Source organism: Lachnoclostridium sp. An196, assembly GCF_002160135.1.
GTDB lineage: Bacteria > Bacillota > Clostridia > Lachnospirales > Lachnospiraceae > Hominiventricola > Hominiventricola avistercoris.
On record NZ_NFJZ01000005.1, the window covers coordinates 30,124 to 55,208 of the forward strand.

Genomic DNA, 25,085 nt, shown 5'->3' on the forward strand with positions numbered 1-25,085 from the left:
CTTTATACAATCCTTTTAAATTTCTTTTCCAGTTCGTATTTGGTCATGGAGATAATCGTCGGTCTGCCATGAGGGCAGTTATACGGATTCTCCAGTGTCAGAAGTTCATCAATCAGTGCCTTCGCCTCCGCGGCGGACATGCGGTGATTCCCTTTCACCGCCGCCTTGCAGGACATGGTCGCCACACGATCCATGAGAGACTCCGAGCTGACATTTCCGGTAATGTCTGACAGGCTGTCCAGAAATTCCATCAGGATCTCATTCTGCGCCATACCTGGCAGATCCGCCGGAACTGCCCGCACCGCGTACGCCCGGTCCCCAAATTCTTCAATCTCGAATCCCATATCCGCAAAACAACTCCGATACCGCAGAAAAAGTTCCTCTTCCTGCATGCTCAGATTCAGAATGATCGGAGGCGAAAGAATCTGCTGCTGAAACGCGCGCTCTTTCAGGTTCTTCATCAGGCGCTCATAAAGCACTTTCTCATGAGCCGCGTGCTGGTCAATGATATATAATTTATCCGCATACTGCACCAGCCAATAGGTATCGAATACTTGGCCGATGATTTCATGGCGCACCGCCGCTTCCTTTGAGAGCATTTTTCCGTCGAACAGCGTCATCTGCTCTGGCGCCGTTTTCACCGGCGCCGGCTCCGGTGAAACAGTCTTTTCCCAAACCGGCGTTTCCGGAACAGGCATTTTCGGCGCGGGGCTTTCCTGCACGGAGGCCCCGTATCCATTCTCTTCCTGCACCATATGACGCTCTTCCACTCTTTTGCGCATCTGAGCCATGAAATATTCCAGATTTTTTTCCTGAGGAGTCACCGGCTCTTTCACAGGTTCCGGAGTCTTCCACATCTTTTCCAGCGGGACTTTTCTCTCTTCTTTTTTCTGGGATTCCGGCGTCCAGGGCCGCGCGGCACTTTCCTGTCTCTTCGGCTCTTCGGCAAGTTTCACTTCCGGGATCAGCTCTTTTCCCGACAGAGTGTCCTTCACCGTTCTTTGCAGAAGGTCATAAACCAGGTTTTGGTTGCTGAAACGGATCTCCATTTTGGACGGATGCACATTCACATCCAGAAGCCGCCCGTCCACCTGCAGATCCAGGCACACAAACGGGTAGCGGTGCTGCATCATAAAAGTTTTATAGCCGTCCTCGATCCCCTTTGCCACAATCTTGCTTCGGACAAATCTTCCATTGACAAAATAATTTTCATAATTACGGTTTCCCCTGGATAATTCCGGCTTTCCGATAAAACCTCTGATTCTGAGCGGTCCCTCCGCGCGATCAACCTCAATCAGGCGCAGCGCCACATCTCTTCCATATACATGGTAGATCACGTCTTCCAGTTTCCCATTGCCCGGTGTCTGCAGTTTCATCTGCCCGCCGACGATCACCCTGAAAGAAATCTCCGGATGCGACAGAGCCAGATGTGTCATCATCTCATAAACAGCTCCCGCTTCTGCCATGTCTGATTTCAGGAATTTTTTTCTGGCCGGAGTATTATAAAAAAGGTTCCGTACAATAAAAGTAGTTCCGTCCGGAGCCCCGATCTCTTCCAGACTCTTCTGAACTCCGCCTTCAATCACGCACCGGCTTCCCATCGTCTGCTCCCTGGTTTTTGTGATCAGTTCCACCATGGCAACTGCGGAAATACTGGAAAGAGCCTCCCCCCGGAATCCCAGGGACCGTACTCCCTGCAGATCCTCAGCGCTTCGGATCTTACTTGTAGAGTGACGCAGAAAAGCCAACGGGATGTCGTCCTTCTCCATTCCACTTCCGTTGTCTGTGATCCGGATCATGCCAACTCCGCCGTCACGGATTTCCACCGTCACCTGGGACGCTCCCGCATCCACCGCATTTTCCACCAGTTCTTTTACCACCGAAGCCGGACGTTCTACCACCTCGCCCGCCGCGATCTTGTCAATTGTCTGTTGATCCAGTACTGCGATCTTACCCATCTGCTTTTAAAGTCTCACCACCTGTTCTTCAGTTTATTCTGTAACCGGTAAAGTGTATTCAGAGCGTCCATTGGAGTCATATTGGAAATATCCAGCTCCTGAAGTTCCTTTACCACGTCGTCGTCTTTCACCGTATCAAATAGGGAAATCTGTTCCAGATCCACCTCATCATATCTCTTCGGTTTATTTTTCTGCTTCGTTTTCGCCCGGTTCTCCAAGGCAATATCCTTAGCTCTGGCAGAAATATCTGCCTGGCTTAATTCATCCACCAGTTCCTTTGCCCTCGCGATCACGCTGTCCGGAACGCCGGCCAGCTTTGCCACCTGAATACCATAAGACTTGTCTGCTCCCCCTTTGACAATCTTGCGCAGAAATACAATGTCGTCGCCTTTCTCCTTGACGGCAATACAATAATTGTTGACTCCGTCCATGGTGCCTTCCAGCTCTGTCAGCTCGTGGTAGTGGGTGGCAAACAGAGTCTTGGCTCCCAGGATCCGTTTGTCCGCAATATGTTCGATCACCGCCCAGGCGATGGCAAGTCCGTCAAAAGTGCTCGTGCCGCGTCCGATCTCATCCAGAATCAAAAGACTTTTCGGCGTAGCATTCCGGAGAATATTGGACACTTCGTTCATCTCCACCATGAAGGTGCTCTGCCCGCTTGCCAGATCGTCCGACGCGCCCACGCGGGTAAAGATACGGTCTACAATACCGATATCCGCACTGTCCGCCGGTACGAAACTTCCCACCTGAGCCAGCAGCACGATCAGCGCAGTCTGTCTCATATAGGTGGATTTTCCGGCCATATTGGGGCCGGTGATCACGGCGATCCGGTTGGCGCCGTTGTCCAGATAGGTATCGTTGGAGATAAACATCTGTCCCGGAAGCATCTGCTCTACCACCGGATGGCGTCCGCCTCGGATATCGATCACGCCCCGTTCGTTAATCTTCGGCTTCACATAGTGATTCCGGTTCGCCACATAAGCCAGGGAAGCGAACACATCCAGTTTCGCCACCGCCTTGGCGGTCTTCTGGATCCGGACCACTTCGGACGCGATCCGGTCCCTGATCCCCGTGAACAACTCATACTCCAGAGCGGTCAGTTTTTCTTCCGCTCCGAGGATCGTGTCCTCCAGTTCTTTCAGTTCCGGCGTAATATACCTTTCCGCATTGGTCAATGTCTGCTTGCGTATATAATCCTCAGGAACCAGATCCTTATAAGAATTAGTCACTTCCAGATAATAGCCGAATACCTTGTTGTATTTGATGCGCAGGTTCTTGATCCCCGTCCGCTCCCGTTCTTTCGTCTCGATCTGGGCCAGCCAGGATTTACCCTCTGTTTTCGCCTTCCGGAACTTGTCCACATCTTCATTGTAGCTGTCTTTCAAAATATTTCCGTCCCGCACGGACACCGGAGGATCCTCCTGAATAGACCGTTCCAGAAGGTCCTGCAGATCTTCCAGCGTATCCAGTTCTCCGCAGATCTCCCGCATCAGCGGCGTCTTAAGTTCCTGAAGCAGCAGACGGATCGGCGGCAGCATCTGAAGAGACGTCTTGAACGCGATCAGATCTCTGGGATTCGCAGTCTGGTAACTGATCCTGCCGATCAGTCTCTCCAGGTCGTAGATAGGGCTTAAATATTCCCGAAGCTCTTCCCTGGTGATCATCTGACTGTTCAGTTCTTCGATGGCGTTCAGCCGTCTCTCGATCTCCTCCCGGTCGATCAGCGGCTGCTCCAGATACCCTCTGAGTGTCCGGGCCCCCATGGCTGTCCTGGTCTTGTCAAGCACCCAGAGAAGAGACCCTCTCTTCTGTTTCTCCCTCAAGGTCTCCACCAGTTCCAGATTTCTGCGGCTGGAACTGTCGATAACCATATAGTTTCCGGATACATAGGGGATCAGCTTTGACAGGTGCTCCAGCGATGTCTTCTGAGTTTCGGTCAGATACCTCAGAAGCGCCCCGGCCGCTATGATCCCGCAGCCGAAATCGGAAACGCCCAGCCCTTCCAGAGATTTTACATGGAAATGATCCAGAAGTCCCTGTCTGCAGAGATCGTCGTCAAAATACCAGTTTTCCAGAGAATACATGGTGAATCCAAGACGGTCCTTCATGTCCTGGAAGTCAATGCCGCTCATCATCAGAGCTTCGTTGCACACTACTTCTCTGGGAGAGAATTTATACATCTCGTCCATCAGTTTCCGCGCCGAATCCACTTCCGTGACAAAATAATCGCCGGTCGTTACATCCGCAAAAGAAATACCGAACCGGTCGCTGACATAGACGATACTCATAATATAATTATTTCTGCTTTCATCCAGAGATTGTTCGCAGATATTAGTCCCCGGCGTCACGATACGCACCACTTCCCGGCGTACCAGTCCTTTTGCCAGGGCAGGATCCTCCATCTGCTCACAAATTGCCACCTTATATCCTTTGGATACCAGACGGCTCAAATACCCTTCCACCGCGTGATAGGGAATTCCGCACATGGGAGCCCGCTCTTCCAGACCGCAGTTTTTTCCGGTCAGCGTCAATTCCAGCTCTTTTGAAGCGATCTTCGCATCGTCGAAAAACATCTCATAAAAATCGCCCAGGCGATAAAATAAAATGCAGTCCTTGTACTCTTCTTTTGTTTTCATGTACTGCTGCATCATTGGTGTAAGTTCTGCCACAAATTTACCTCTCTTTACCATACCGGCAGGGTTTATCCCCGCAGTGCGCGCCTTTGTTCCCGTCTGACGCACTGCTTATTGTTTTCCCGGACATTATAGCACAAGGGAAAAATCCGGTAAAGAAATTTTACCGGTCTTCTTTATAGGATTTTCCCGTTGTTTCATCGCCATAATCATAAGATGCAGGGACGACCGCTTTTCCATCGGACACTTCTGCTTCATATGGATTGACAATCACCTGGTCTCCTTCAGACAGTCCGCCGGTCACTTCTGTCTTTCCGCCGCACTGCAGGCCGGTCTCGATTCCACAGTATACGGCTTTTCTTCCCCGTACCACATAAACGCCCACTTGTCCATCCTCATCCGGCATAACAGCGGAGACCGTAACCTGCAGAACGTGTTCTTTTCTCACAGCCTCAAATTCCACCGCGATTTCCTGACCGGCGCCGACTCCTTCCGGAAGATCCGCCTCCAGAATCACCTCGCACCGGCTCTCTTCGATTCCCAGCGCAGACAGTTCCTGTGTGGCGATCTCAGACACGAAAGAAACACTTCCTTCCAGCACAGTTCCATCTGCCAGGGTGAGCGTGGCCTGATCTCCCTCTTCCAAAAGCGATGCCTGCGTGTCCAGAAGGTCCGCGGACACTTCCATATTCCCGGTCTCATAGATCCGGTACAGCGGCTGGTTTACCTGTACGTAGTCGCCCTCTTCTACCAGAACCTCCCACACCGTTCCTGCATAAGGAGCCTCTATTCCATCTTTATCCAGTCTGTTTCTGATCTGTTCCATCTGAATGTCCAGCTGATCTGCCGCCGCCTCTGTACCGGCAGACACCGCGCTTCCGTTTCCATCCAGAATCCCCAGCTGGCTCTCATAAGAGGCAATCGTATCCTCATAATATGTTCTTGTACTCTCCATCTGAACATTTTCAGCATCTGCCAGTGCCTGTTCCGCAGACGCTCTTGCTGCTGCCAGAGAACTCAGCTGCGCATTCTCAGAAGGATCGTGAGAATCTGCATATTCATCATACGCCCTCCAATAGGCAATATTTGCTCTGGTAAAATTTTCCTGTGCAGCAGCCAGCAGCTCTGCAGCGTTACCATTTTCTCCATAAAGCTGCTCATACTCCAGCTTCAGTTTCTCCAGTTCGTTCTCCAGCTGCTGTCTGTTCATCACAATCTCTGCCCTTGCTGCGCTGCCGTCTTTCAGCACACCGGTCTTCTGAAGCTCCAGAGACGCAAGCTGATCCTCCAACTCACCTCTGGCCTCCGAATCATCCAGCTGAATCACATTTTCTCCTGCCTCCGCACGAGCTCCGCTGCGCAGTTTTATCCCTGTCACCTGACCGGCCAGAGGAGCGCATATATAACTGCTCCGGGCCGGTGTGGCCGTTCCCGATACCGTAAAAGTCTCCGTCAGGTCTCCTACTTTTGCCGGCTCTGTCTCCACCCGGACCGGGCGGAACAGATACCACAGACCTGCAGACAAAATACACACAGTCATTACCGATGCCAGCACGATTTTTACTTTCTTTTTCATATCCGTATCTCCTTTACTCCCGTTCCGTTAAAAGCTCCACCGGAGAAATCCTTCTCAGCTTCCCCAACATCAGCCTGGAACTGACAAACACAGCCCCGAACATCAGGACCGCCGACACTGCCAGGGCATCCACGCTCGCAAAATCCGGAATGCTGTACATTTCTGTAGTCATCGTAAGCGATATTGCCCTGCTTGCCGCGAAAGTCAGCGGTATTCCTATGATAATTCCCCCCGCAGTCAGAATCCACTGTCCTACGCTCAGGACTTCCAGACACTGTCCTGGACGGAGCCCCAGCATCATCATCGTAGACAATTCCCTTTTCAATTCCTCAAAACTGATCAGCGCACTGGTATGCAGCACAGAAAGTCCGATCAGAATCCCTAAAAAAACCATGCACCCGATCATCAGTTCAAAACTTTGCATCATGGTATCCCATTTCTGCAGACGGATCTGCCGGCTCTGCACTCCGGCCACCACCGGCGATTCTTCAAACAGCTCCCGCACCTCTTCTTCTGCTCCCTGCGCAGTTTTCAAAAACAAACCGGTGCATACATCCCGGTATTCGCTGATCTTCCCAAGCCCTTCACAGGACATATAGACAGTCGTTCCCAGATACTGTTCCAGGATTCCTGTCACCGCTGCGCTGGAAATACGTTCCTGAGGATATGCGATCTTTACATCAATCTGATCCCCCACCTTTACGTCAAGAGTTCTTGCCATATGAACAGATATTACCACTCCCTCGGAAGCTACGTGAAGAGTTCTTCCCTGTTCATCATACAGATGACAGAGCTCTGAATCCCGGGGAATCGCCTGTACAGTCACATCCATCTCCGCCTCATCTCCCATCAAAACAGCGGGCACTTCCGCAAAAGGCTCCGCCCTCTCGATCAGGCTGCTCTGTACAGACCCGGTCACACGGGACGTTTTCAAAGGTTCTTCAAAATATACCGTATAATCTTGCTTTTGTAATTTCTGCAGATAATCCAGCAGATACACATCCAGCAGAGAATTCATGGAGACCAGCGTAGCGGTGATCATAAACGCGCAGGCAATTCCAATCAGTGAAAGAACACTTCTTTTTTTATTTCTTCCAATACCCCGGACCGCCATAATTCCCGGAACTGTAAACAGATTCAAAAATCCGGGAATCCGTTCCGCCGCCGTGGCCTTTGCGCTCTTCGGCGCAGGAGGGCGCATGGCTTCTGCCGGGGCTGACGCCGCCACCCGACGGGATGCCTGAAAGCTCACCAGCGCGCAGAAACTTCCGGCCAGCAAAATTCCAAAAAGCAGATACTTCATCGATATGGGGGCTGACGCCTCCGGAAGATTGAAATAAGTCCGGTAATACTCTACTAAAGGGCGGGCGCATACATTCCCCAGCAGACCGCCCGCTGCGCCTCCCAGCACCCCGATGAATGCTCCGTATCCCAGATAATGAATCCCTATGATTTTCCGCGGAATTCCCATAGCACGCATGGTACCGATCTGAATCCTCTGCTGATCCATCATTCTGTGCATGGTAATATACAGAATGATGGCGGCTACCGCCAGAAAAAGCACCGGAACCACCGCCGCCATAGCGTCCAGCTGCTCCAGTTCTGATTCCATAATAGAAGCCGAAGTCTGATCCTTTCTTCCATAAACTCGATAGCATCCATAAGGATCCAGAAGCGTTTCCACCTCTTCTTTCACATCTTCCACCGTATATCCCGGTAACAGAATAAAATCAAAATTATTGGCCAGATTTTCCATCCCGAACAGCTCCGCCATCGTATCGTAAGGTATGAACGCCGCGTCATAAGTCTCCGGATCCGGAATCATTTCCGCGATATTTCTTACAATATAAATATTCTCCGGAGATATGCCTCCCCCTGTAATCTCCAGTTCCACTTCCTTTCCGGAAATCAAAATCCGAAGCTTGTCCCCCGGTTCTAATCCTCTGGCATTTAAAAAAGCATTCCCTACTACCGCCTGCCGTTTCCCCTGAAGCGCGTCCGCCCCCTGAAACAACATGGGCACATCCAGTCCTCCCGGTTCATAGGAGATCAGCAGCAGATATGCTTCTTCATCTCCGGTATCCGCCAGCCGGACTTCTTTCACGATTCTCCCGCCAGCCTGTCCGATCCCCGGTATCTGTTCCAGTCGGCGGCTCATGGCTGCGGGGGCTTCATGGACCTCCGCAAATCCGTCCGCAAAAGCGCTGGACTCGTACAGCGCCTTCTGAGACGCCGTCAGATGATCTGCCGCCACGGAAAGCACACAGTATCCGCAGAATCCCACACCTACCACAAGAATACAGATCAAATAGGCCGCAAGGCTTTTTCTCATATCCCGTACCATTTTAAGATACAACAGTTTTACCATTGCAGTTCCTCCGCAGCAACCGGACAACGATTCGTTTCCACACGTACGATTTTTCCATCTTTCATATGAAAGACCCGATCCGCTACTCTTGCCATCTCCGCATTATGAGTAATAGTGACGACAGGGCATCCCAGCCGCTCCCTTACTTCCAGCAAAAGCTTCACTACTGCAATACTGTTTCTGGAATCTAAAGCTCCTGTAGGTTCATCACAGAGCAGAATCTCCGGATTTTTGACAATCGCCCTGGCTATAGAGACTCTCTGTTGTTCGCCGCCCGACATCTGGGAAGGAAAATGTTTCATCCGGTCTGAAAGCCCTACCAGTTCCAACACCTCCCCAGCACTGCGGGCCCCTTTCGTAATACTAGCCGCCAGTTCTACATTTTCTTTCGCAGTCAGAGTCGGAATCAGATGAAAGAACTGAAACACAAATCCTACCGCATCCTTTCGGTAATCCGAAAGCTGTTCCGACGTAAAATCCGATATCTTCTGTTCTCTGTAATACAATTCTCCTTCACTTGGACGGTCCATCCCGCCCATCAGATTCAGCATGGTGCTTTTCCCCGAGCCGGAAGGTCCCAGCACTACAATAAATTCTCCCGGCAGGATTTCAAAAGAAACCTGATCCAAAGCTCTCACGGTCACACCGTCTCCCTCGTACCATCTGCTCAGATCTTTCCCTTTCAGTACCCATCCGTTCATTTATATATCCTCCTGAACGTACTGTTTCATTCTCACTCACTATCGCATGGTTTCCTCTTTCTGTCAACACAGGCGCAGGTGATCTTCCGTGAAAAAATATCTCATTCTTGACAAAGGAAAAAAATTAAAAGATAATGATTAATACAAATACCCCCAAGGGTATGCACAGGAGGTGGAAGATATGAAACAATGCATGGATGCCGACAATCTTCACCGGCGTCTGAAAAAGATCATCGGCCAGGTACAGGCCATCGACCGCATGATTGATGAAGATATTCCCTGTGAAGATATCCTTTCACAGATAAATGCCGCAAAATCCGCGCTTCACAGAGCAGGCCAGATCGTCCTGGAAGGACATATCAAGCACTGCGTCCGGGATGGTATCGAGCATGGTGACGCCGATAAGACCATCGCCAGTTTCACAAAGGCAGTGGAACGGTTTGCAAATATGAATTAGGCCCCAAAAAGGGATCTGTCCGACTTTCCTGCCGGGACAGATCCCTTTTCCGTACACTTTATTTAATTCATTCTCAACGCCTCAATAGGATTCATCCGGGCCGCCTTTTTAGCCGGATAGATTCCAAAAAAGATGCCTACCGCCGATGAGAAGAGCGTCGCTCCCACGATAGCGCTCACACTGACGGCAGGGGCGAACCCTACCATAGGAATCGAGCATATTCCGTACGCTCCGGCAATTCCCAGGGTAATTCCTATCAGGCCGCCGATACAGGTAATAATCGCCGATTCCGCCAGAAACTGTATCAGAATCGACTTTGTTCTGGCCCCAAGTGCTTTGCGGATACCGATCTCACGGGTACGCTCCGTCACTGACACCAACATGATATTCATGACTCCAATGCCGCCTACCAGCAGAGAAATCGCAGCCACCAGCATAATAAAGATCGTGATCATGTCCAGCACCTGAGACACAGCCGCCATCTGGCTGTCAAAGTCTTCCATCAGAAACGCATCCTGTCCCACCATATCATGACGGCTTTCCAGCAGCCGGATCGCTTCTTCCGCAACCTGAGTCGTATACCCGGTCTCTCCAAATATATACACGGAATCCGTATCATTGTACGTCGCCCAGTAAGAATCGGAAGTTAAGGGAACCGAGATGTCCAGATAGCTTCCGGTTCCGGTTGAGACAAAGGTCCCTTCCAATGCCTGTTTGACGCCAACAATCCGCATATCTTTGATCTCGCTTCCATCGTCCATCTCAAACGTCATGCCTACCACATCCGCGGTGCCGAACATCTGAATCGCAGATTCCTCCGCGATCACAGCCACATCCTGACCTGCGTCATAGTCGTCCCAGGAAAACCATGAACCATAGAGCATGGTAGGATTCGTGGCATTCCGGTAATCCGGATTGGCATAGTCCACCAGAGCTTCAAAATTTCCTTTGGGTGTCTCAACTGCATTCAGCATACTGTAGACGGAGCTGGCCCCCTTTACATGATCCAGTCCGCGCAATGCCTCCCGGTCCTCCTCTGTGATCACCGGAATCTCGCCTTCCAGATTGCTGTTGGCATAAATATAAATCTGTCCTCCGGCAACAGAAGACAGTTCATCTTCCATCGCCGTCTTGGCTCCATTCCCGATGGACATGATCAGGATCACCGAAGAAACGCCGATGATGATACCCAGCATGGTGAGAAACGATCTTCCCCGGTTCATCCGGATGTCACTGACCGCCATCTTCAAATATTCCCAAAGCTGTCCCATGCGTCAGCCCTCCACCGCCGTGACCTGGGCTCCTTCTTCCAGACCGGTTCCGATACTTAAGACAACCTGTTCCGTCCCGTCCAGGCCGCTCCTGATCTCTACCAGTTCTGAAGAAGAGATACCTGTCTCCACGGTTCTGGTCTCCAGAACTCCGTCGTTGACCACATAGACAAAGCTTCCATCCTTGCCCACATTCACCGCTTCTATCGGTACTGCAATCACATTTTCCGCCTTATTGCCTTCGATCGTCACTTTCGCGTCCACTCCCAGGAAGATATCCGCGTCCGGATTGTCGATATGTATTTCTCCTTCCACTACGGAAGCTCCTTTATCATTTTTTGTGGCAGATTTACTGATCCTGGTCACAGTGCCCTCATACTCTTTGTCTACCACAGTGACCGTTGCTTTCTGTCCTTCTTTTACCTTCTCCAAGTCGCTCTTATTCAAAGAAATAATCACACAGACGTCTTCATTGCTCTCCACAGTCAGAAGCTCTCCGTTTTCTTCCGTAACACCGCCTTCTACAGCCTTGATATCTGTGACCACACCGCCGAATTCTGCCTTCAGGCCGTCTTTTACATCCTCTACGGCACTTTCTACTTTTTCCGCCTGCAGCGCTGCCAGATCTTTCGTCGCCGTCACCTGTTTCCTTGCGCTGTCCGTGAGCACCGCATCCTCGGAAGCCGACTGGATGGATTTCTGCTCTGCCAGATCGCTCTCGAACTCTGCCAGCTCTTCCTGTTTCTGCGTCAGATCGTTGTTCGCCTGATCTATCATGGACTGCAGTTCCACGGAACGATTCTCATGACCTTCTTTCTGGGCGTCTCTCAGATGGCACCCGAGATCCGTCACATACTGTCTCAAGGCGCTTACGCTGGCTTTCCAGTCTGCCACCTGCTGCTCCAGAATCTCCACATCATGGCTGGAACGGCTGTACTCCGCCGCTTCCGCAGCGCTCTTGTTCACCGTATCCTGATAGCTGTAATAAGCCTCATCATTCTGCAGCGACGCTTCCTGCCTGCGTTCCTCCAGATCCGCGGCATCGTATGTCAGCAATACATCGCCTGCTGCCACAGTATCTCCCACATCCACCTGGCATTCTCCCACTTTCGCGCTGAGCGGGGAGAAATAGGTCTTTTTCACTTCCGTCTGCACTGTGCCGCTGGTGTCCACCGTCTGTTCAATAGTCGCCGTTTCCGCGCCGCGTACCGTCACCACCGGAAGCGGAGCCGGAGTAAGCATCCTGCTGACGATAAAAAGCGCCAGGCAGGCCGCAGCTGCTCCCATAATGATCTTTTTTCTTCTTTTCTTTTTCTGCGCCGGTGTCAGAACTGCTTTCTCCCTTTTCTTTCGTCCCTTATTCAGCGCAGGTGACGTAGTATTATCCAGAGAAACCAGTTCCAGTCCATCCTGGTTCTCGATGATTTCTGTCTCTTCTTTTTTATGATTTTTCAAGAACTTTTTCATACCCTTCTGTTTCTCCTTCATTCATATAGTCTGCTTCAACTCTTCCATCTTTGATCCGGATCACTCTTTTTACCTGTGCGGCGATATCATTATCATGCGTGATCAGAATCACTGTCCTTCCGCTTTTATGCAGATCTTTCAAAACGCTCATAATATCCTGGGTGGAATGAGAATCCAGATTTCCTGTAGGCTCATCCGCCAGGATTACCGGCGGTCTGGCCGCGATTGCCCGGGCGATCGCCACCCTCTGCTGCTGTCCTCCGGACATCTCATTAGGCTTATGGTCGATTCGATGAGAAAGCCCTACAGTCTCCAGCGCGTCCAGCGCCAGCGCCTCCCTTTCTTTCCTCCCGACTCCCCGGTAGATCAGCGGCAGTTCCACATTTTCCCTGGCCGTCAGATTCGGGATCAGATTAAATCCCTGAAAAATAAAACCAATCTCCAGGTTCCGGATATCAGACAATTCATCATCCGTCAGATGGGAAACATCTTTTCCGTTCAGGTAATAGCTTCCGGATGTGGGAACATCCAGGCATCCCAGCATATTCATCAATGTGGACTTTCCGGAACCTGAATGACCGATGATCGCCACAAATTCTCCGCGGCTGATTTTCAGATTCACATGATCCAGAGCACGCACCTCATTCTCGCCGGGATTGTATATCTTACACATGTCCCGTACTTCCACCAGCGTCTCCAAAGCGCCATACACTCCTCTCTCCGCTCATTCTTATTTGTATCAATACATTATTGTTTTAATCATCTAATACAATAATATATTTTCATCCGTCTGTCAAGACGACTCCTTCGGACTTTTTATAAGATAACACACTTTTTTTCAAAAATGCGGATCTTTGGAAATTCTTAAGAAAACTTCACCTTTCTTTATCTGTATAAAAAATGAATTGTATCTTTCCCCCTCCCATCCTTTTTGATATAATAATAACGAACTGGCAAATTATAAAAATATCACTAAGAAAAACGGAGGTTTCTTTCTATGCCAAACATTACAGAAAGCATCCGCTATGTGGGTGTCAACGACCATCAGGTAGACTTGTTTGAAGGACAGTATGTGGTTCCGAACGGCATGTCTTATAATTCCTATGTGATCCTGGACGAGAAGGTCGCTGTCATGGACACGGTGGATATCAATTTTACCCATGAATGGCTGGACAACGTGGCCAATGTGCTGAATGGACGCAAACCGGACTATCTGGTCGTACAGCATATGGAGCCGGATCACGCGGCGAATATCCAGAATTTCGTAAATACTTATCCGGATACAGTCGTGGTATCCACGGAAAAAGCATTTGCCATGATGGATAATTTCTTCGATATGGATATCGAAAACCGCAAACTGATCGCAGAGAACGGCGGTTCCCTTTCTCTGGGCAAGCATGTGCTCAACTTTGTTTACGCGCCTATGGTACACTGGCCGGAAGTCATGGTCACTTATGAAAGCACAGAAAAAGTTCTGTTCTCCGCAGACGGCTTCGGCAAATTCGGCGCCCTGGATGTGGAGGAGGACTGGGACGATGAATCCCGCCGTTACTTCATCGGTATCGTAGGAAAATACGGCGCTCAGGTACAGGCGCTCTTAAAAGCGGCTTCCGGGCTGGACATCTCCATCATCTGCCCGCTGCACGGACCGATCCTCACCGAGAATCTGGGCCATTATCTGGAGAAGTACAATATCTGGTCCTCTTATGCGGTAGAGGAAGAAGGCATCATGATTGCCTACACTTCTGTATACGGACACACGAAAAAAGCGGTGGAAATCCTGGCAGAAAAACTGAAAACCAAAGGATGTCCGAAGGTAGTGGTCTATGATCTGGCAAGAGACGACATGTCCAAAGCCGTCGCAGACGCATTCCGCTACGGCAAGCTGGTACTTGCCACCACCACTTACAATGCAGGCATCTTCCCGTTCATGAGAGATTTCATCGACCATCTGACGGAGCGCAACTTCCAGAACCGCACCATCGGTCTGATCGAGAACGGCTCCTGGTCTCCGCTGGCTGCAAAAGTGATGAGAAGCATGTTTGCCGACAGCAAAAAGATCACTTGGCTGAACAACAACGTCCGCATCATGTCCGCAGTCAAAAGCGAAACCAAAGACCAGCTGGAAGCCATGGCGGACGAGCTTTGCCGCGAATATATCGCACAGTCTCCGGAGGCAGCCAACAAGAACGACCTGACCGCCCTGTTCCGGATCGGCTACGGTCTCTACGTAGTCACCTGCAATGACGGCAAAAAAGACAACGGCCTGATCGTCAACACTGTGACTCAGGTAACTGATACGCCCAACCGTGTGGCGGTGAATATCAATAAAGCAAACTACTCCCATCATGTTATCAAACAGACAGGCGTACTGAACGTGAACTGCCTTTCTGTGGAAGCTCCGTTCTCCGTCTTCCAGAATTTCGGATTCCAGAGCGGACGCGCGGCGGACAAGTTTGCAGGATGGACCGAAGTACGTTCGGATAACGGCCTTAGAATTCTTCCCAAATATATTAATGCCGTACTCTCCCTCAAAGTAGAGCAGTACGTAGATCTGGGAACTCACGGTATGTTCATCTGCTCTGTGACCGAAGCGCGCGTTATGAGCGACAAGGATACCATGACCTATACCTACTATCAGAACAATGTAAAACCGAAACCCCAGACAGAAGGCAAGAAAGGATTTGTCTGCAAAGTATGCGGATATATCTACGAAGGCGACGTACTTCCGGAGGATTTCATCTGTCCGCTTTGCAAACATGGAGCGGTTGATTTTGAACCGATCCAGTAAATACAGCGCTTCGTGCGGAATCCGGAGACAAATTATGATCCAATAGATTGACGGACATCAGTGTTTTGCTGATGTCCGCTTTTCTATGTATGATGAAAAAAATCGCACAATAATGTTGTATTTTCCTGATCTCTATGTTAAACTGGATGACATAGAGGATATCTCTGCTGGCAGATATTACACTCTATTGAAAGTCTTTGGACTGACTATTTCAGATGAGTTCTCATCCTATTTCCCGTTTCAATTTTTATCCGCATAGGGAGATTTGCGCTCTTTTTTCCAATGTGGAAACCCAACTGCAAGGAGGCTGCCTATGAACCAATCAAAAAGCAAATTACTGCAAACTTCCGCATCACACACCTATACCATATGGAAGGATCCTCCCGATTCCAGAGAATTCACAGAATCATATCTGGAAAATGATCCCGTGTTATATATCTCCTATCGGCATCTGACCTCGCCGTACCGGGAACGGCTCCTGGATTTTCTCTGGGGAGCCAAAACCCTTCCTCTGACTTACGATCCGTTTTTCAAGATAGTCTTCGATCCGGTCCTTCATCCGGAGCGTCTCTCCGGGGCAAAGATTTTTCCTATCGGGATATGCGGAAGGTCTATACGATTATCCTTTTCGAGAACAGCGCCCATATCTTCCACCAGGATCCGGACCAATATATTCACCACGGAAAAACCACTTTCGACACCGGTCTTCAGATGAATCTTCTGCAGGAATACTGTCTGGTAGCCCTTGACGTATTCCGAAAAAAAACTTATTCTGAAGATAGAAGTGAACAGACTGCATGGCTATCCCTTCTGATCACAGAAACCATAGAAGACGCGGAAAAACTGATAACTGAGTATCCGTGGCCGGAGGATATCTACAAAGAGATCGCCATGCTCCGCCAGAGACCGGAGGAGGTGCTGCATATGTTTTCGGAAGCCTTAAAGATTATGGACCGGAATACGGTGCATTATATGATTGAAGAACAGCAGAAAGAGTTGGAAGAGCAACAGAGATTGCTTTCTGTGAAAGATCAGGAGATCCATGCAAAGAATAAAACGATTCAAGCAATGAATCAAAAACTGGATATACAACAGCAGGAAATCGAGGCTCTGAAGAAAGAGTTGGCAGCTCTTCAGGCGCAGAAAATCTAGAATTTCAGATACACGAAAATACAATTTCCCTATCGATTTTTCAGGGTGCAGACCAAATCATCATCAGGCAAACACTAATATTTCACAGGGCTGATATGACTCAAATGAATCATACCAGCCCTTGTTTGATACTATCTATTTCACGACAGCCCTTTATTATTTATTTTGCTTCAAAATGACTGTCAGCTTCTTCTTCCAGTTTTATGGCATATTGTACCCGGTCATCAAGGAACCTTGCCCAGCCATCTCTATCAATAAACGGATTTTTGTCACCATCAGCCGCCTGCTCTCTTTTTTCAAACAACGGGGCATGTGCCGGATGACTTGGCAGGCAGATGTCTACCGATATATCTTTCAGATCATGGCAATCTTTAATAAAGCGTTTTCTTAATTCCCGAGAAAGCCCCGCTCTGTCTAAAGATTCATCACTCATAGTAAGCACGCCTACTCCTCCATGGATAGCTGAAACAATCCGCCCGCATTTTTTATCATCAGTGTAAATAAAGAAAGAAGTAACACCCGGTGTATGTCCGGGAGTCAACCGAGTCCTAATCTCCACGTTTCCAAGTAAAATAGGCGTAGAATCATCATAATACCGATCCGTTTCAAAACTGTATTCCCGGAAGGGCACGAAAAGTCCTCCTGATTCTGCTGCTCCATCAGTCTTGCGAAACTCTTCATCCTCTCTGGATAACCAGATCTCAGCCCCTGATAATTCCTTCAAGAAACGTGCCGCACCATAATGATCCACATGTGCATGGCTTAATAAAATCATCTTTATTTCTTCAGGACGATACCCAAGCTTATATATACTGTTCAATAAAAGGTATGCTGTTTCTGCCGTGGTAGTATCCAAAAGGATTAACCCGTCGCCTGTGTCAATCAAATATGCTCCTACCCACTTGTTTCCAACATAGAATATTTGATCTGTCACTGCAAAAGGTTCTATCTGTACCTCCCAAGGTTCATAGCAGGTACTTTCAATAATATTCAACGAACTCACTGCTGTCATTATTATATCTCCCTCCTTTAAAATACTGCACCGGTTATGCACATAGCCGCCATCAGGATGACACTGCAGATCCAACATCTCCATGCAGAAAATTTCATATGGTCAATGACATTAATTTCAGCCAGTTCGGCTCCCAGATTTGTCGCCGCTACCAACGGTGAGCATGCAGTTCCGTACTGTAACACAAACGGAAGCATGATTGAAACAGCTGGAATACCCATGGATGCTCCGATACCTGTAAGAATCGGATAAATAGGCAGCATAACCTGATATGGTAATACAAGATAGATCGGTACAAGCAGAATTCCGAAAATTACATGTGTATATCTTGCCAATCCTGCGGGAATTGCATCCAGGACAACGCCAATCACTGCTTCTACCATCCCGGTTCCTGTCATAATTCCTACCATTACTCCAATACACATAAACAAAATTGCCGGGGCAAGCATGGTGGCAGAATATTTGCGGATAAGCGCATTTTGAGTTTTAACATCATAATTGATTACCAGAACAACTGCGGTAAATATCATAAACAAAATATAGATCTGAATATGTACAAAAAACAGGCAAATGATAGATACCACAAACACAATGAAATTTATCCAGAATTTTTCCGGACGGGCATTTGGATTATCCGAAACGTCTTCTTTTTCTCCCGCGGTCTCCATAACTGCAGCTCCAATTCCCTGCCTTTTATAGGACACAGTAAAAATCCCGATCCATACAAACGCCATAACTAATGCGAGAATTGCAAACGGCAAAGCTCTGGTAGAAATGTCTATTGCCTCTACTCCTGCAAATGGCGTCAATTGAACTACACCAGCGCCCCAAGGGACTACGCACATTGCTGTCGCTCCCATTACGGTCAGAAACATCAGTATCCGGCTGTCGATCTTTAACCGTTTGTAGATAGGAAGCAGCGTAGGAATCGTAATCAGATATGTGGTATTATAGGCACCATCTAAATGTCCGATCAAAGCAATTAACACCGTAGCGATCATTACAACCGTTACATTATTTCCAGTTACTCTGGTGATCTTTCCTACTATAACATCAAACATTCCGGTCTCTGAGAGGACACAAAAATATGCCACAGAGAATAAAATCAACATTACAGCATTATTTGTAGAGGAAACACCGCTGACTACATACTCGCTGATTTCATTCAATGATGCTCCGGAAAGTGCTGCAAACACAATAGGAACTACAATAAATGGAACGATCATATGTACGCGTTTGGACAGCACCAGCGCAAAACAGACTACAATCATCAATATTCCCAATATTGCCAGACTCATAAAAACCCTCCTTAACCCTTCATATCCTCAGATAATCTCACAGCCAATTTCATTCAGCTTTTCATCTACCCAAGGACGAACATATTTTTTTTCTTCCAGTATACCTTTCATGATATTCGCTTCTTTTTCTTCTACCCTTTTTGCCGCCTCCGCCAGACTGACGGCTTCATTTGGATTAACAAACAGCAATCCGTCCTCGTCTCCGACTACAATATCTCCCGGATGAACAATTTTGCCTCCAACTACTACCGGAACGTTAATCTCTCCAGGACCGTTTTTATAAGGTCCATTGGGGCTGAAACTCCGTGCATAAACATGAAATTCCTCCAATTCCGCAAGGCCTTTGCAATCGCGGACCGCTCCGTCGCAGATAATTCCTTTTATACCGCGCATTTTACAATATGTAGCCATCAATTCTCCAAAAATTGCGCGGTTTTTATATCCTCCCGCATCAATTACAATTACATCTCCCGGCTCAGCCAGATCCATCGCCGCGTGAAGCATAAGATTATCGCCCTGCGGTACATGAACCGTAAACGCCGTCCCCAAAAGCTGTCCTTTCATCCCCACTGGTTTAATATCCGCGTCCACCGCGCCCATACGTTCCATATTGTCGTCTATATTCGCCACTGGAATTCCTTTGAAACAATTCACCAGTTCCATAGACGGTCTTTGAATATTTCTGATTATTCTACATCCGTTTTTCATTATACAGCCTCCTGTACAAATTTATATCCAGTTTCCATTTCGAGGATTCCTTTGTTTGCCACATTGCGCACCGGAATCTCTCCTGTGCTGATCGCTGTCGGAATCAATTCACAAACTGTTTTGATCTGGATTTTTTTTGCGCCTTCCCCATAAGACCCACAATGAGGACTCAATATAACATTATCCATCTTTAATAATGGATCATCCGGCTCTATCGGCTCCTTCTCTACAGTGTCCAATCCTGCGTAACGAATTTCTCCTTGTTCAAGAGCCCATGTCAAGGCTTCCTGGTCAATAATGCCTCCCCTTGCCGTGTTTATAATCATTGCAGTTTTTTTCATTTTCTTAAATACATCGCGGCTGAAGATATGCTTCGTCTCTGCAGACAAACCTACATGAATAGATATGATATCACTGCGTACAATCATCTCATCAAAAGATACAAAATCCACATATGCATATTTTGCCTTTACTTTCTCCGGCAAATATGGATCATAGGCAATTACCTTTGTGCCAAATCCGTTGTGAAAGATATTCCCCAGCTGTTGTCCTGCTGCTCCAAATCCGTACAATCCCAATGTCAGAGTGCGTACATCAGGCGGAAGAAAATAGCTGCATTTGGGCCAATTCCCTTTTCTTGTTTCCCGATCATAATACACTGTATTGCGGATCAATCCCATGATCATCGCCGTAGCAAGATCGGCCAGTTCCTTGGCACAAAATCCTGGTATATTTAACACAATCTTCCCAAGTTTGGTCGCCGCATCCAGATCAATAGAATTCACTCCTACTCCAAAACGTTGGATGAGTTTTAACTCTGGAAGTGCTTCAAGAACTTTTCTGGTAATTGGAGGATTTCCTGTGCCCAGAACAGCTACTGCACCCTTACATCCCTCGATAATCTCTTCTTCTGACGTATAGTGTCTGAATTCGAGATCGATTCCACTTAATGCATACGCATTCTTTATCTCTTCCAATTCCCTTTCTGTTACAGAGCCATAATCTTTATCCAATACTATCGCCTTCATTTTACAGTCTCCCTAACCTATTGTATTTTTCCCAAAATATGGTAATCGTGCACTTTACCTTTACATTTTAAATATACTGAATATTTCCCCTTTTCGTCCAAGTCTTTTAGATTTATAATTACTATAACATTAACATTATAATTATATTTGTACCAATATCTAAGGAGGATAAAATTGAATATTCAAAATTTGGATTATTTTCTGACCATTGTAGAAACAGGGAACCTGACAAAAGCAGCTGAAAAACTATTTGTTTCTCAGCCGTCTTTAAGCCAATATTTAAAAAGATTAGAAAAGAATCTCGGTGTAGAATTATTTGACCGCTCTATTCTGCCTATGCGCCTCACCTATTCCGGCGAACGATATTACCAATATGCAATTCAGGCAAAAAAGCTGGATGAGAATATTCGCAGAGAACTTGCAGATATCGAATCCTCTCAAAGCGGACTGCTTCGTCTGGGCGTCGCTCTATGGAGGGGCGCTGTTCTGCTTCCGGATATCTACCCTTCGTTTCATTCCAAATATCCCGGAATCCGTATCGAATTATTTGAAGGGAGATCAAACCAGCTTCAAAATGCATTGCTCAATGACAATATCGACTTGGCTGTGATGAACCTTCCCCGCAGTATAAATTATAAGAACCTTTCATATGAAATTTTTCATGAAGAGAAAATATTGTTGGCCGCACCCGCTCATCATCCGGCAATACAAGCAAGTTTAAAAGAGCCATCTTCCAATATTGGTAAACGTCCAAGAATTTCGCTTGAAATTCTGGAACATATTCCTCTAATTATGCTTAAACCAGGTCAAAACCTTACTTATGAAGTTAACCGTATTCTGGAACTGAACCATGCAAAATATGATGTTCTCATGGATACAGGCAACCTGACCACTGCTATCAATCTGGTATCTCAGCAGGTTGCCTGTACATTTGTTCCCGAAGAAGGCGCGAACATATGTCTGCATCCGGATACTGTCATATATTTTGAAATCGAAAGTACAATAGAATGTGTATGGGATCTTGCCGTAGTATACCGTAAAGACAGCTATTTAAATCAGATATGCCGTCTTTTTATTTCTGAACTGAAAAATATAAATTTTTGACGGTATCTGGATTACCTTTTCGTCTTCACAATCTCCAGTATATACTCCCACATCCGCGCCACGGAGGAAATGCTCATACGTTCCTCCGTCGTATGGATGTCCCGGATCTCGGGACCCATGGATACGCAGTCCAGATTCGGGATCTTGGCGGCCAGGATTCCGCACTCCAGACCGGCGTGGATCACCTGAATCTCCGGTTTCTTCCCGAACATTTTTTCATAGATGCGCACCATATCTTCCCTCAGCCCGGAGTCCCTGCGATACTCCCAGGCAGGATATATGCCGCCTGTTTCCGCAATGCCTCCCATGTATTCCGTCAGGATCTTAATTTTCCCTGTAAGGTGCTTCTTTTCTGCCTCCACGGAACTACGGAGCGCATAAGATAGGGCCAATCCCTTTTCGTCAGTCCGCATAATTCCCAGATTCAAGGAAGTCTCCACCAGTCCCGGGATATCCTTGCTCATGGCCTGTACCCCGTTCGGCAGCGCCAGAAGAAGTGCAAGGGATGTTTCCGTGCTTTTCTCATCAAAAGCGTCCCCTCCCGTTTCGTTACCGTACTGAAACTGCACTTGGAGCTCCGGATCCGTAAGAGCATACTCTTTTTTCAGTTCTTCCCCGCATACGGCGCAGATCTCTTCCAGTTTATACGTTTTCTCAAATGGAACCAGCAGCTCTGCCCTGCTCCATGTGGGGATCGCATTATCTTTCTCTCCGCCTTCCAGGGATACGATCCGATAATGCACTTCCCCCTGCAGAGCGCTGAGCACTCTGGCGAGCAGTATATTGGCGTTTCCCCGTCCCTTGTCGATCTCTGTGCCGGAATGCCCGCCCTGCAGTCCGGTCAGTGTCAGCACTGCTCTTTTCCCTTCTGTATACTGCCGTTTCACAGGCAGCCGTATCTCCATGCGGCTGCCGCCCGCGCAGCCCGCAAGCAGGATCCCTTCTTCTTCTGAATCCAGATTCAGCACCCTATGTCCTTTCAGCATGGATACATCCAGCGCCGAAGCTCCTTCCATACCCACTTCTTCGCAGGTAGTAAAGACTGCTTCCAGTCTGGGATGGGGGATACAGTTGTCGTCCAGAAGGGCCAGCGCGTACGCCACGGCGATGCCGTCGTCGCCGCCCAGCGTGGTTCCTTCCGCATATACCCAGTCCCCGGACACTCTCAGATCCAGGCCGTCTTTTTCAAAGTCAACGGGACACTCCTCTTTCTTGACACAGACCATGTCCAGATGACCCTGGATAATCAAGGGTTCCGCATCTTCATACCCGGCGGAAGCCTCTTTGATGATCACCACATTCCAGGCTTCGTCCTGATATACCGTAAGTCCTCTCTCTTTCGCGAAGCGGACACAGTAATCGCTGACCGCCTTTTCGTTGTGCGAGCCGTGAGGAATTCCGCACAGTTCTTCAAAATAATGCCATACGCCTTCCGGCGCAAGTCCCTGCAGTATGCTCATATGTCTTTTCCTCCCCTTACTGATCCGCGCTGCAGAAGAAATCCTTTCCTTCAGCGCTCCGCAATCATCTGACGCAGCATCCGGAAGGCTTCCCGGATACCGCCCACTTCATCTATGATTCCCTCCTGGACCGCCTGTTTTCCTACCAGCACGCTTCCCACATCCTTGGTCAGTTCTCCGGTCTCCAGCATCAGTTTCATCAGCCGATCCATCCGCACGCGGCTGTGCTCAACGATAAAACTGCAGATCCGGTCCTGTATCTTCTGAAAATAATCAAATGTCTGCGCCACACCGATGATCAGCCCTGTCATCCTGACCGGATGAATCATCATCGTTCCCGTGGGCACGATAAAAGAATAATCCGTAGACACCGCCAGCGGCACTCCGATGGAATGACTTCCTCCGAGCACCAGCGACACAGTGGGTTTACTCAGAGACGCGATCATCTCCGCAATGGCCAGCCCGCTCTCCACATCGCCGCCCACCGTATTGATCAGTACCAGAAGCCCGTGGATCTGCGGATTTTCTTCCACCGCTGCCAACATGGGAATCACATGTTCATATTTTGTCGTCTTACTGTTCGCAGCCAGGCATTCATGCCCTTCGATCTCTCCGATCACCGTCAGAATCTGTATCTGCGATTTTTCCGGATCCGGCAGTAATTCTTCCGGCTGTCCGTATTTTTCCAGCGTGTCCTGTTCTGCCATAAAAAAACCAGCCTTTCTTCCATACTGCTATCAGTATGGGCAAAAGGCCGGCTGTTTATTCCCGCGAGCAGCAAGCCAGGCGGACATGCTTTTGACTCCCTTACACCTGCTCCAAGGCCTGCTCCAAGTCATCAATAATGTCCTGCGGATTCTCAATCCCCACGGACAGGCGAATCATACCCGGAGTTACTCCCGCCTCCCGGAGCTGTTCATCATTCATCTGCCTGTGCGTATGACTTGCCGGATGCAGCACACAGGTCCGCGCATCCGCCACGTGGGTGACGATCGCGCAAAGTTTCAAACTGTCCATAAACCGAACCGCGTCCTCTTTCGTGCCTTTCAGACCGAAAGAAAGCACACCGCAGGTGCCGTTCGGCATATACTTCTGAGCCAGCTCATAGTACTGATCCCCTTCGAGCATCGCGCAGTTGACAAATTCCACTTTGGGATGATTTTTCAGGAACTCTGCCACCTTCTTCGCGTTGCTGCAATGTTTTTCCACCCGAAGAGGAAGCGTCTCCAGCCCTACATTTAAAAGGAAAGAATTCATCGGAGACGGGATGCTTCCCAGATCTCTCATCAGCTGTGCCGTCGCCTTCGTGATAAATGCCTTCTTCCCGAACTGTTTCGTATAGATGACTCCATGGTAGGTTTCATCCGGCGTGGTCAGGCCCGGGAACTTCTCCGCGTGGGCGTCCCAGTCAAAATTGCCGCTGTCCACAATACAGCCGCCTACCGCCATCGCGTGCCCGTCCATGTATTTTGTCGTGGAATGAGTCACGATATCCGCGCCATATTCGAACGGACGGCAGTTAACCGGCGTGGCAAAGGTATTGTCCACGATCAGCGGCACGCCGTGAGCATGGGCAAGATCCGCAAATTTCTGAATATCCAGCACCACCAGCGCCGGATTGGCGATGGTCTCTCCCACTACTGCTTTGGTATTGGGACGAAAGGCTTTCTCGATCTCTTCCGCGGGTGCGTCCGGATCTACAAAGGTGCATTCGATGCCCATCTTGTGAATCGTCGCAGCATACAGGTTGAACGTCCCTCCATATACTTTGGCGGAGCATACGATATGGTCGCCTGCCTGGCACAGGTTGGCGATGGTATAAAAATTTGCAGCCTGACCGGAAGAGGTCAGCATCGCTGCCACGCCCCCTTCCAACTCGGCAATCTTCGCCGCAACCGCGTCATTGGTAGGGTTCTGCAGACGGGTATAAAAATATCCCTCTGCAGCCAGATCAAACAGAGCGCCCATCTCTTCCGAGGTATCATATTTGAATGTGGTGCTCTGATAGATCGGAAGCACTCTGGGTTCTCCGTTTTTCGGTTTCCATCCGCCCTGTACGCAGATAGTGTCCGGTCTGAATGTTTTCTTCATATGTATGTCC

At 48.7% G+C, this 25,085-nt stretch carries 19 protein-coding genes; 4 read left to right on the forward strand and 15 right to left on the reverse strand.

All coding sequences use genetic code 11. The features are described from left to right. Window positions 1-2: 2 nt before the first annotated feature. The 5 genes from mutL to B5F29_RS07215 all read right to left on the reverse strand — a co-directional run bounded on the left by mutL (window position 3) and on the right by B5F29_RS07215 (window position 9,236). The gene (gene mutL, locus B5F29_RS07195; protein ID WP_206414186.1) at window positions 3-1,958 is read right to left on the reverse strand and encodes a DNA mismatch repair endonuclease MutL; all 1,956 of its coding nucleotides are present in this window, start codon (window positions 1,956-1,958) and stop codon (window positions 3-5) included. A gap of 14 nt (window positions 1,959-1,972) precedes the next feature. Further along, window positions 1,973-4,627: a DNA mismatch repair protein MutS gene (gene mutS / locus B5F29_RS07200; RefSeq protein WP_087154133.1), complete on the reverse strand. Its 2,655-nt coding sequence runs from the start codon at window positions 4,625-4,627 to the stop codon at window positions 1,973-1,975. Window positions 4,628-4,754: 127 nt separating this feature from the next. Beyond that, on the reverse strand, window positions 4,755-6,167 hold the full coding sequence (locus B5F29_RS07205) for an efflux RND transporter periplasmic adaptor subunit (RefSeq protein ID WP_087153981.1): 1,413 nt from the start codon (window positions 6,165-6,167) through the stop codon (window positions 4,755-4,757). Between the two features lie 13 nt (window positions 6,168-6,180). Then, window positions 6,181-8,535, reverse strand: a complete 2,355-nt coding sequence (locus B5F29_RS07210) for an ABC transporter permease (protein WP_087153982.1) — start codon at window positions 8,533-8,535, stop codon at window positions 6,181-6,183. Then, window positions 8,529-9,236, reverse strand: coding sequence for an ABC transporter ATP-binding protein (locus B5F29_RS07215; RefSeq protein ID WP_087153983.1), 708 nt, complete (start codon window positions 9,234-9,236; stop codon window positions 8,529-8,531). The genes B5F29_RS07210 and B5F29_RS07215 overlap by 7 nt, the downstream gene beginning before the upstream one ends. Before the next feature lie 181 nt (window positions 9,237-9,417). Here B5F29_RS07215 and B5F29_RS07220 point away from each other — a divergent pair, with 181 nt between their 5' ends. Then, entirely contained in the window at window positions 9,418-9,693 is a 276-nt protein-coding gene (locus B5F29_RS07220; protein WP_087153984.1) for a metal-sensing transcriptional repressor, read from the forward strand. Window positions 9,694-9,755: 62 nt separating this feature from the next. On the opposite strand, the gene B5F29_RS07225 is transcribed toward B5F29_RS07220, so the two are convergent. The 3 genes from B5F29_RS07225 to B5F29_RS07235 are packed head-to-tail and all read right to left on the reverse strand — an operon-like array spanning window position 9,756 to window position 13,104. Beyond that, window positions 9,756-10,964, reverse strand: a complete 1,209-nt coding sequence (locus B5F29_RS07225; RefSeq protein ID WP_087153985.1) for an ABC transporter permease — start codon at window positions 10,962-10,964, stop codon at window positions 9,756-9,758. 3 nt (window positions 10,965-10,967) lie between these two features. Continuing rightward, on the reverse strand, window positions 10,968-12,431 hold the full coding sequence (locus B5F29_RS07230; RefSeq protein WP_162608378.1) for an efflux RND transporter periplasmic adaptor subunit: 1,464 nt from the start codon (window positions 12,429-12,431) through the stop codon (window positions 10,968-10,970). Next, complete coding sequence (locus B5F29_RS07235) at window positions 12,406-13,104, reverse strand: ABC transporter ATP-binding protein (protein WP_087154134.1); 699 nt, start codon at window positions 13,102-13,104, stop codon at window positions 12,406-12,408. The genes B5F29_RS07230 and B5F29_RS07235 overlap by 26 nt, the downstream gene beginning before the upstream one ends. 324 nt (window positions 13,105-13,428) lie before the next feature. Between B5F29_RS07235 and B5F29_RS07240 the strand changes: the two genes are divergently transcribed. Beyond that, window positions 13,429-15,222, forward strand: coding sequence for a flavin reductase (locus B5F29_RS07240; protein ID WP_087153987.1), 1,794 nt, complete (start codon window positions 13,429-13,431; stop codon window positions 15,220-15,222). 600 nt (window positions 15,223-15,822) lie between these two features. Next, window positions 15,823-16,374: a hypothetical protein gene (locus B5F29_RS07245; protein WP_087153988.1), complete on the forward strand. Its 552-nt coding sequence runs from the start codon at window positions 15,823-15,825 to the stop codon at window positions 16,372-16,374. Window positions 16,375-16,534: 160 nt separating this feature from the next. Here the strand turns inward: B5F29_RS07245 and B5F29_RS07250 are convergent, their stop codons facing one another. Genes B5F29_RS07250 through B5F29_RS07265 form a run of 4 tightly spaced genes read right to left on the reverse strand, consistent with a single transcriptional unit; the run spans window position 16,535 to window position 20,420 of the window. Next, on the reverse strand, window positions 16,535-17,386 hold the full coding sequence (locus B5F29_RS07250; protein WP_162608379.1) for an MBL fold metallo-hydrolase: 852 nt from the start codon (window positions 17,384-17,386) through the stop codon (window positions 16,535-16,537). A 17-nt stretch (window positions 17,387-17,403) separates the two neighbouring features. Beyond that, on the reverse strand, window positions 17,404-18,684 hold the full coding sequence (locus B5F29_RS07255) for an SLC13 family permease (protein ID WP_087153990.1): 1,281 nt from the start codon (window positions 18,682-18,684) through the stop codon (window positions 17,404-17,406). 27 nt (window positions 18,685-18,711) lie between these two features. Next, window positions 18,712-19,392 (reverse strand): RraA family protein, encoded by a 681-nt coding sequence (locus B5F29_RS07260; protein WP_087153991.1) that lies wholly within the window; start codon window positions 19,390-19,392, stop codon window positions 18,712-18,714. After that, window positions 19,392-20,420, reverse strand: coding sequence for a C-terminal binding protein (locus B5F29_RS07265; protein WP_087153992.1), 1,029 nt, complete (start codon window positions 20,418-20,420; stop codon window positions 19,392-19,394). Before B5F29_RS07265 ends, B5F29_RS07260 begins: the two co-directional genes overlap by 1 nt. 174 nt (window positions 20,421-20,594) lie before the next feature. Here B5F29_RS07265 and B5F29_RS07270 point away from each other — a divergent pair, with 174 nt between their 5' ends. Next, window positions 20,595-21,524 carry a LysR family transcriptional regulator gene (locus tag B5F29_RS07270; RefSeq protein WP_162608380.1) on the forward strand — a complete coding sequence of 310 codons (930 nt, stop codon included), beginning with the start codon at window positions 20,595-20,597 and terminating at the stop codon, window positions 21,522-21,524. Between the two features lie 11 nt (window positions 21,525-21,535). On the opposite strand, the gene B5F29_RS07275 is transcribed toward B5F29_RS07270, so the two are convergent. The 3 genes from B5F29_RS07275 to B5F29_RS07285 form a co-directional block, all read right to left on the reverse strand. After that, entirely contained in the window at window positions 21,536-22,984 is a 1,449-nt protein-coding gene (locus tag B5F29_RS07275) for an aminoacyl-histidine dipeptidase (protein WP_087153994.1), read from the reverse strand. Window positions 22,985-23,034: 50 nt separating this feature from the next. After that, complete coding sequence (locus tag B5F29_RS07280; RefSeq protein WP_087153995.1) at window positions 23,035-23,691, reverse strand: ClpP family protease; 657 nt, start codon at window positions 23,689-23,691, stop codon at window positions 23,035-23,037. 100 nt (window positions 23,692-23,791) lie between these two features. Further along, a complete protein-coding gene (locus B5F29_RS07285; RefSeq protein ID WP_087153996.1) occupies window positions 23,792-25,075 on the reverse strand; it encodes an O-acetylhomoserine aminocarboxypropyltransferase/cysteine synthase family protein in 1,284 nt (427 codons plus the stop codon). Between the last annotated feature and the right edge of the window lie 10 nt (window positions 25,076-25,085).

Coding starts and splice junctions, on each gene's coding strand:
- B5F29_RS07245 (WP_087153988.1), top strand. CDS start 15,823: ATGCGGAAGGTCTATACGATTATCCTTTTCGAGAACAGCGCCCATATC.
- B5F29_RS07230 (WP_162608378.1), bottom strand. CDS start 12,431: ATGAAAAAGTTCTTGAAAAATCATAAAAAAGAAGAGACAGAAATCATC.
- B5F29_RS07205 (WP_087153981.1), bottom strand. CDS start 6,167: ATGAAAAAGAAAGTAAAAATCGTGCTGGCATCGGTAATGACTGTGTGT.
- B5F29_RS07235 (WP_087154134.1), bottom strand. CDS start 13,104: ATGTGTAAGATATACAATCCCGGCGAGAATGAGGTGCGTGCTCTGGAT.
- B5F29_RS07225 (WP_087153985.1), bottom strand. CDS start 10,964: ATGGGACAGCTTTGGGAATATTTGAAGATGGCGGTCAGTGACATCCGG.
- B5F29_RS07280 (WP_087153995.1), bottom strand. CDS start 23,691: ATGGCAGAACAGGACACGCTGGAAAAATACGGACAGCCGGAAGAATTA.
- B5F29_RS07275 (WP_087153994.1), bottom strand. CDS start 22,984: ATGAGCATACTGCAGGGACTTGCGCCGGAAGGCGTATGGCATTATTTT.
- B5F29_RS07285 (WP_087153996.1), bottom strand. CDS start 25,075: ATGAAGAAAACATTCAGACCGGACACTATCTGCGTACAGGGCGGATGG.
- B5F29_RS07210 (WP_087153982.1), bottom strand. CDS start 8,535: ATGGTAAAACTGTTGTATCTTAAAATGGTACGGGATATGAGAAAAAGC.
- B5F29_RS07220 (WP_087153984.1), top strand. CDS start 9,418: ATGAAACAATGCATGGATGCCGACAATCTTCACCGGCGTCTGAAAAAG.
- B5F29_RS07265 (WP_087153992.1), bottom strand. CDS start 20,420: ATGAAGGCGATAGTATTGGATAAAGATTATGGCTCTGTAACAGAAAGG.
- mutL (WP_206414186.1), bottom strand. CDS start 1,958: ATGGGTAAGATCGCAGTACTGGATCAACAGACAATTGACAAGATCGCG.
- B5F29_RS07250 (WP_162608379.1), bottom strand. CDS start 17,386: ATGACAGCAGTGAGTTCGTTGAATATTATTGAAAGTACCTGCTATGAA.
- B5F29_RS07240 (WP_087153987.1), top strand. CDS start 13,429: ATGCCAAACATTACAGAAAGCATCCGCTATGTGGGTGTCAACGACCAT.
- B5F29_RS07255 (WP_087153990.1), bottom strand. CDS start 18,684: ATGAGTCTGGCAATATTGGGAATATTGATGATTGTAGTCTGTTTTGCG.
- B5F29_RS07260 (WP_087153991.1), bottom strand. CDS start 19,392: ATGAAAAACGGATGTAGAATAATCAGAAATATTCAAAGACCGTCTATG.
- B5F29_RS07215 (WP_087153983.1), bottom strand. CDS start 9,236: ATGAACGGATGGGTACTGAAAGGGAAAGATCTGAGCAGATGGTACGAG.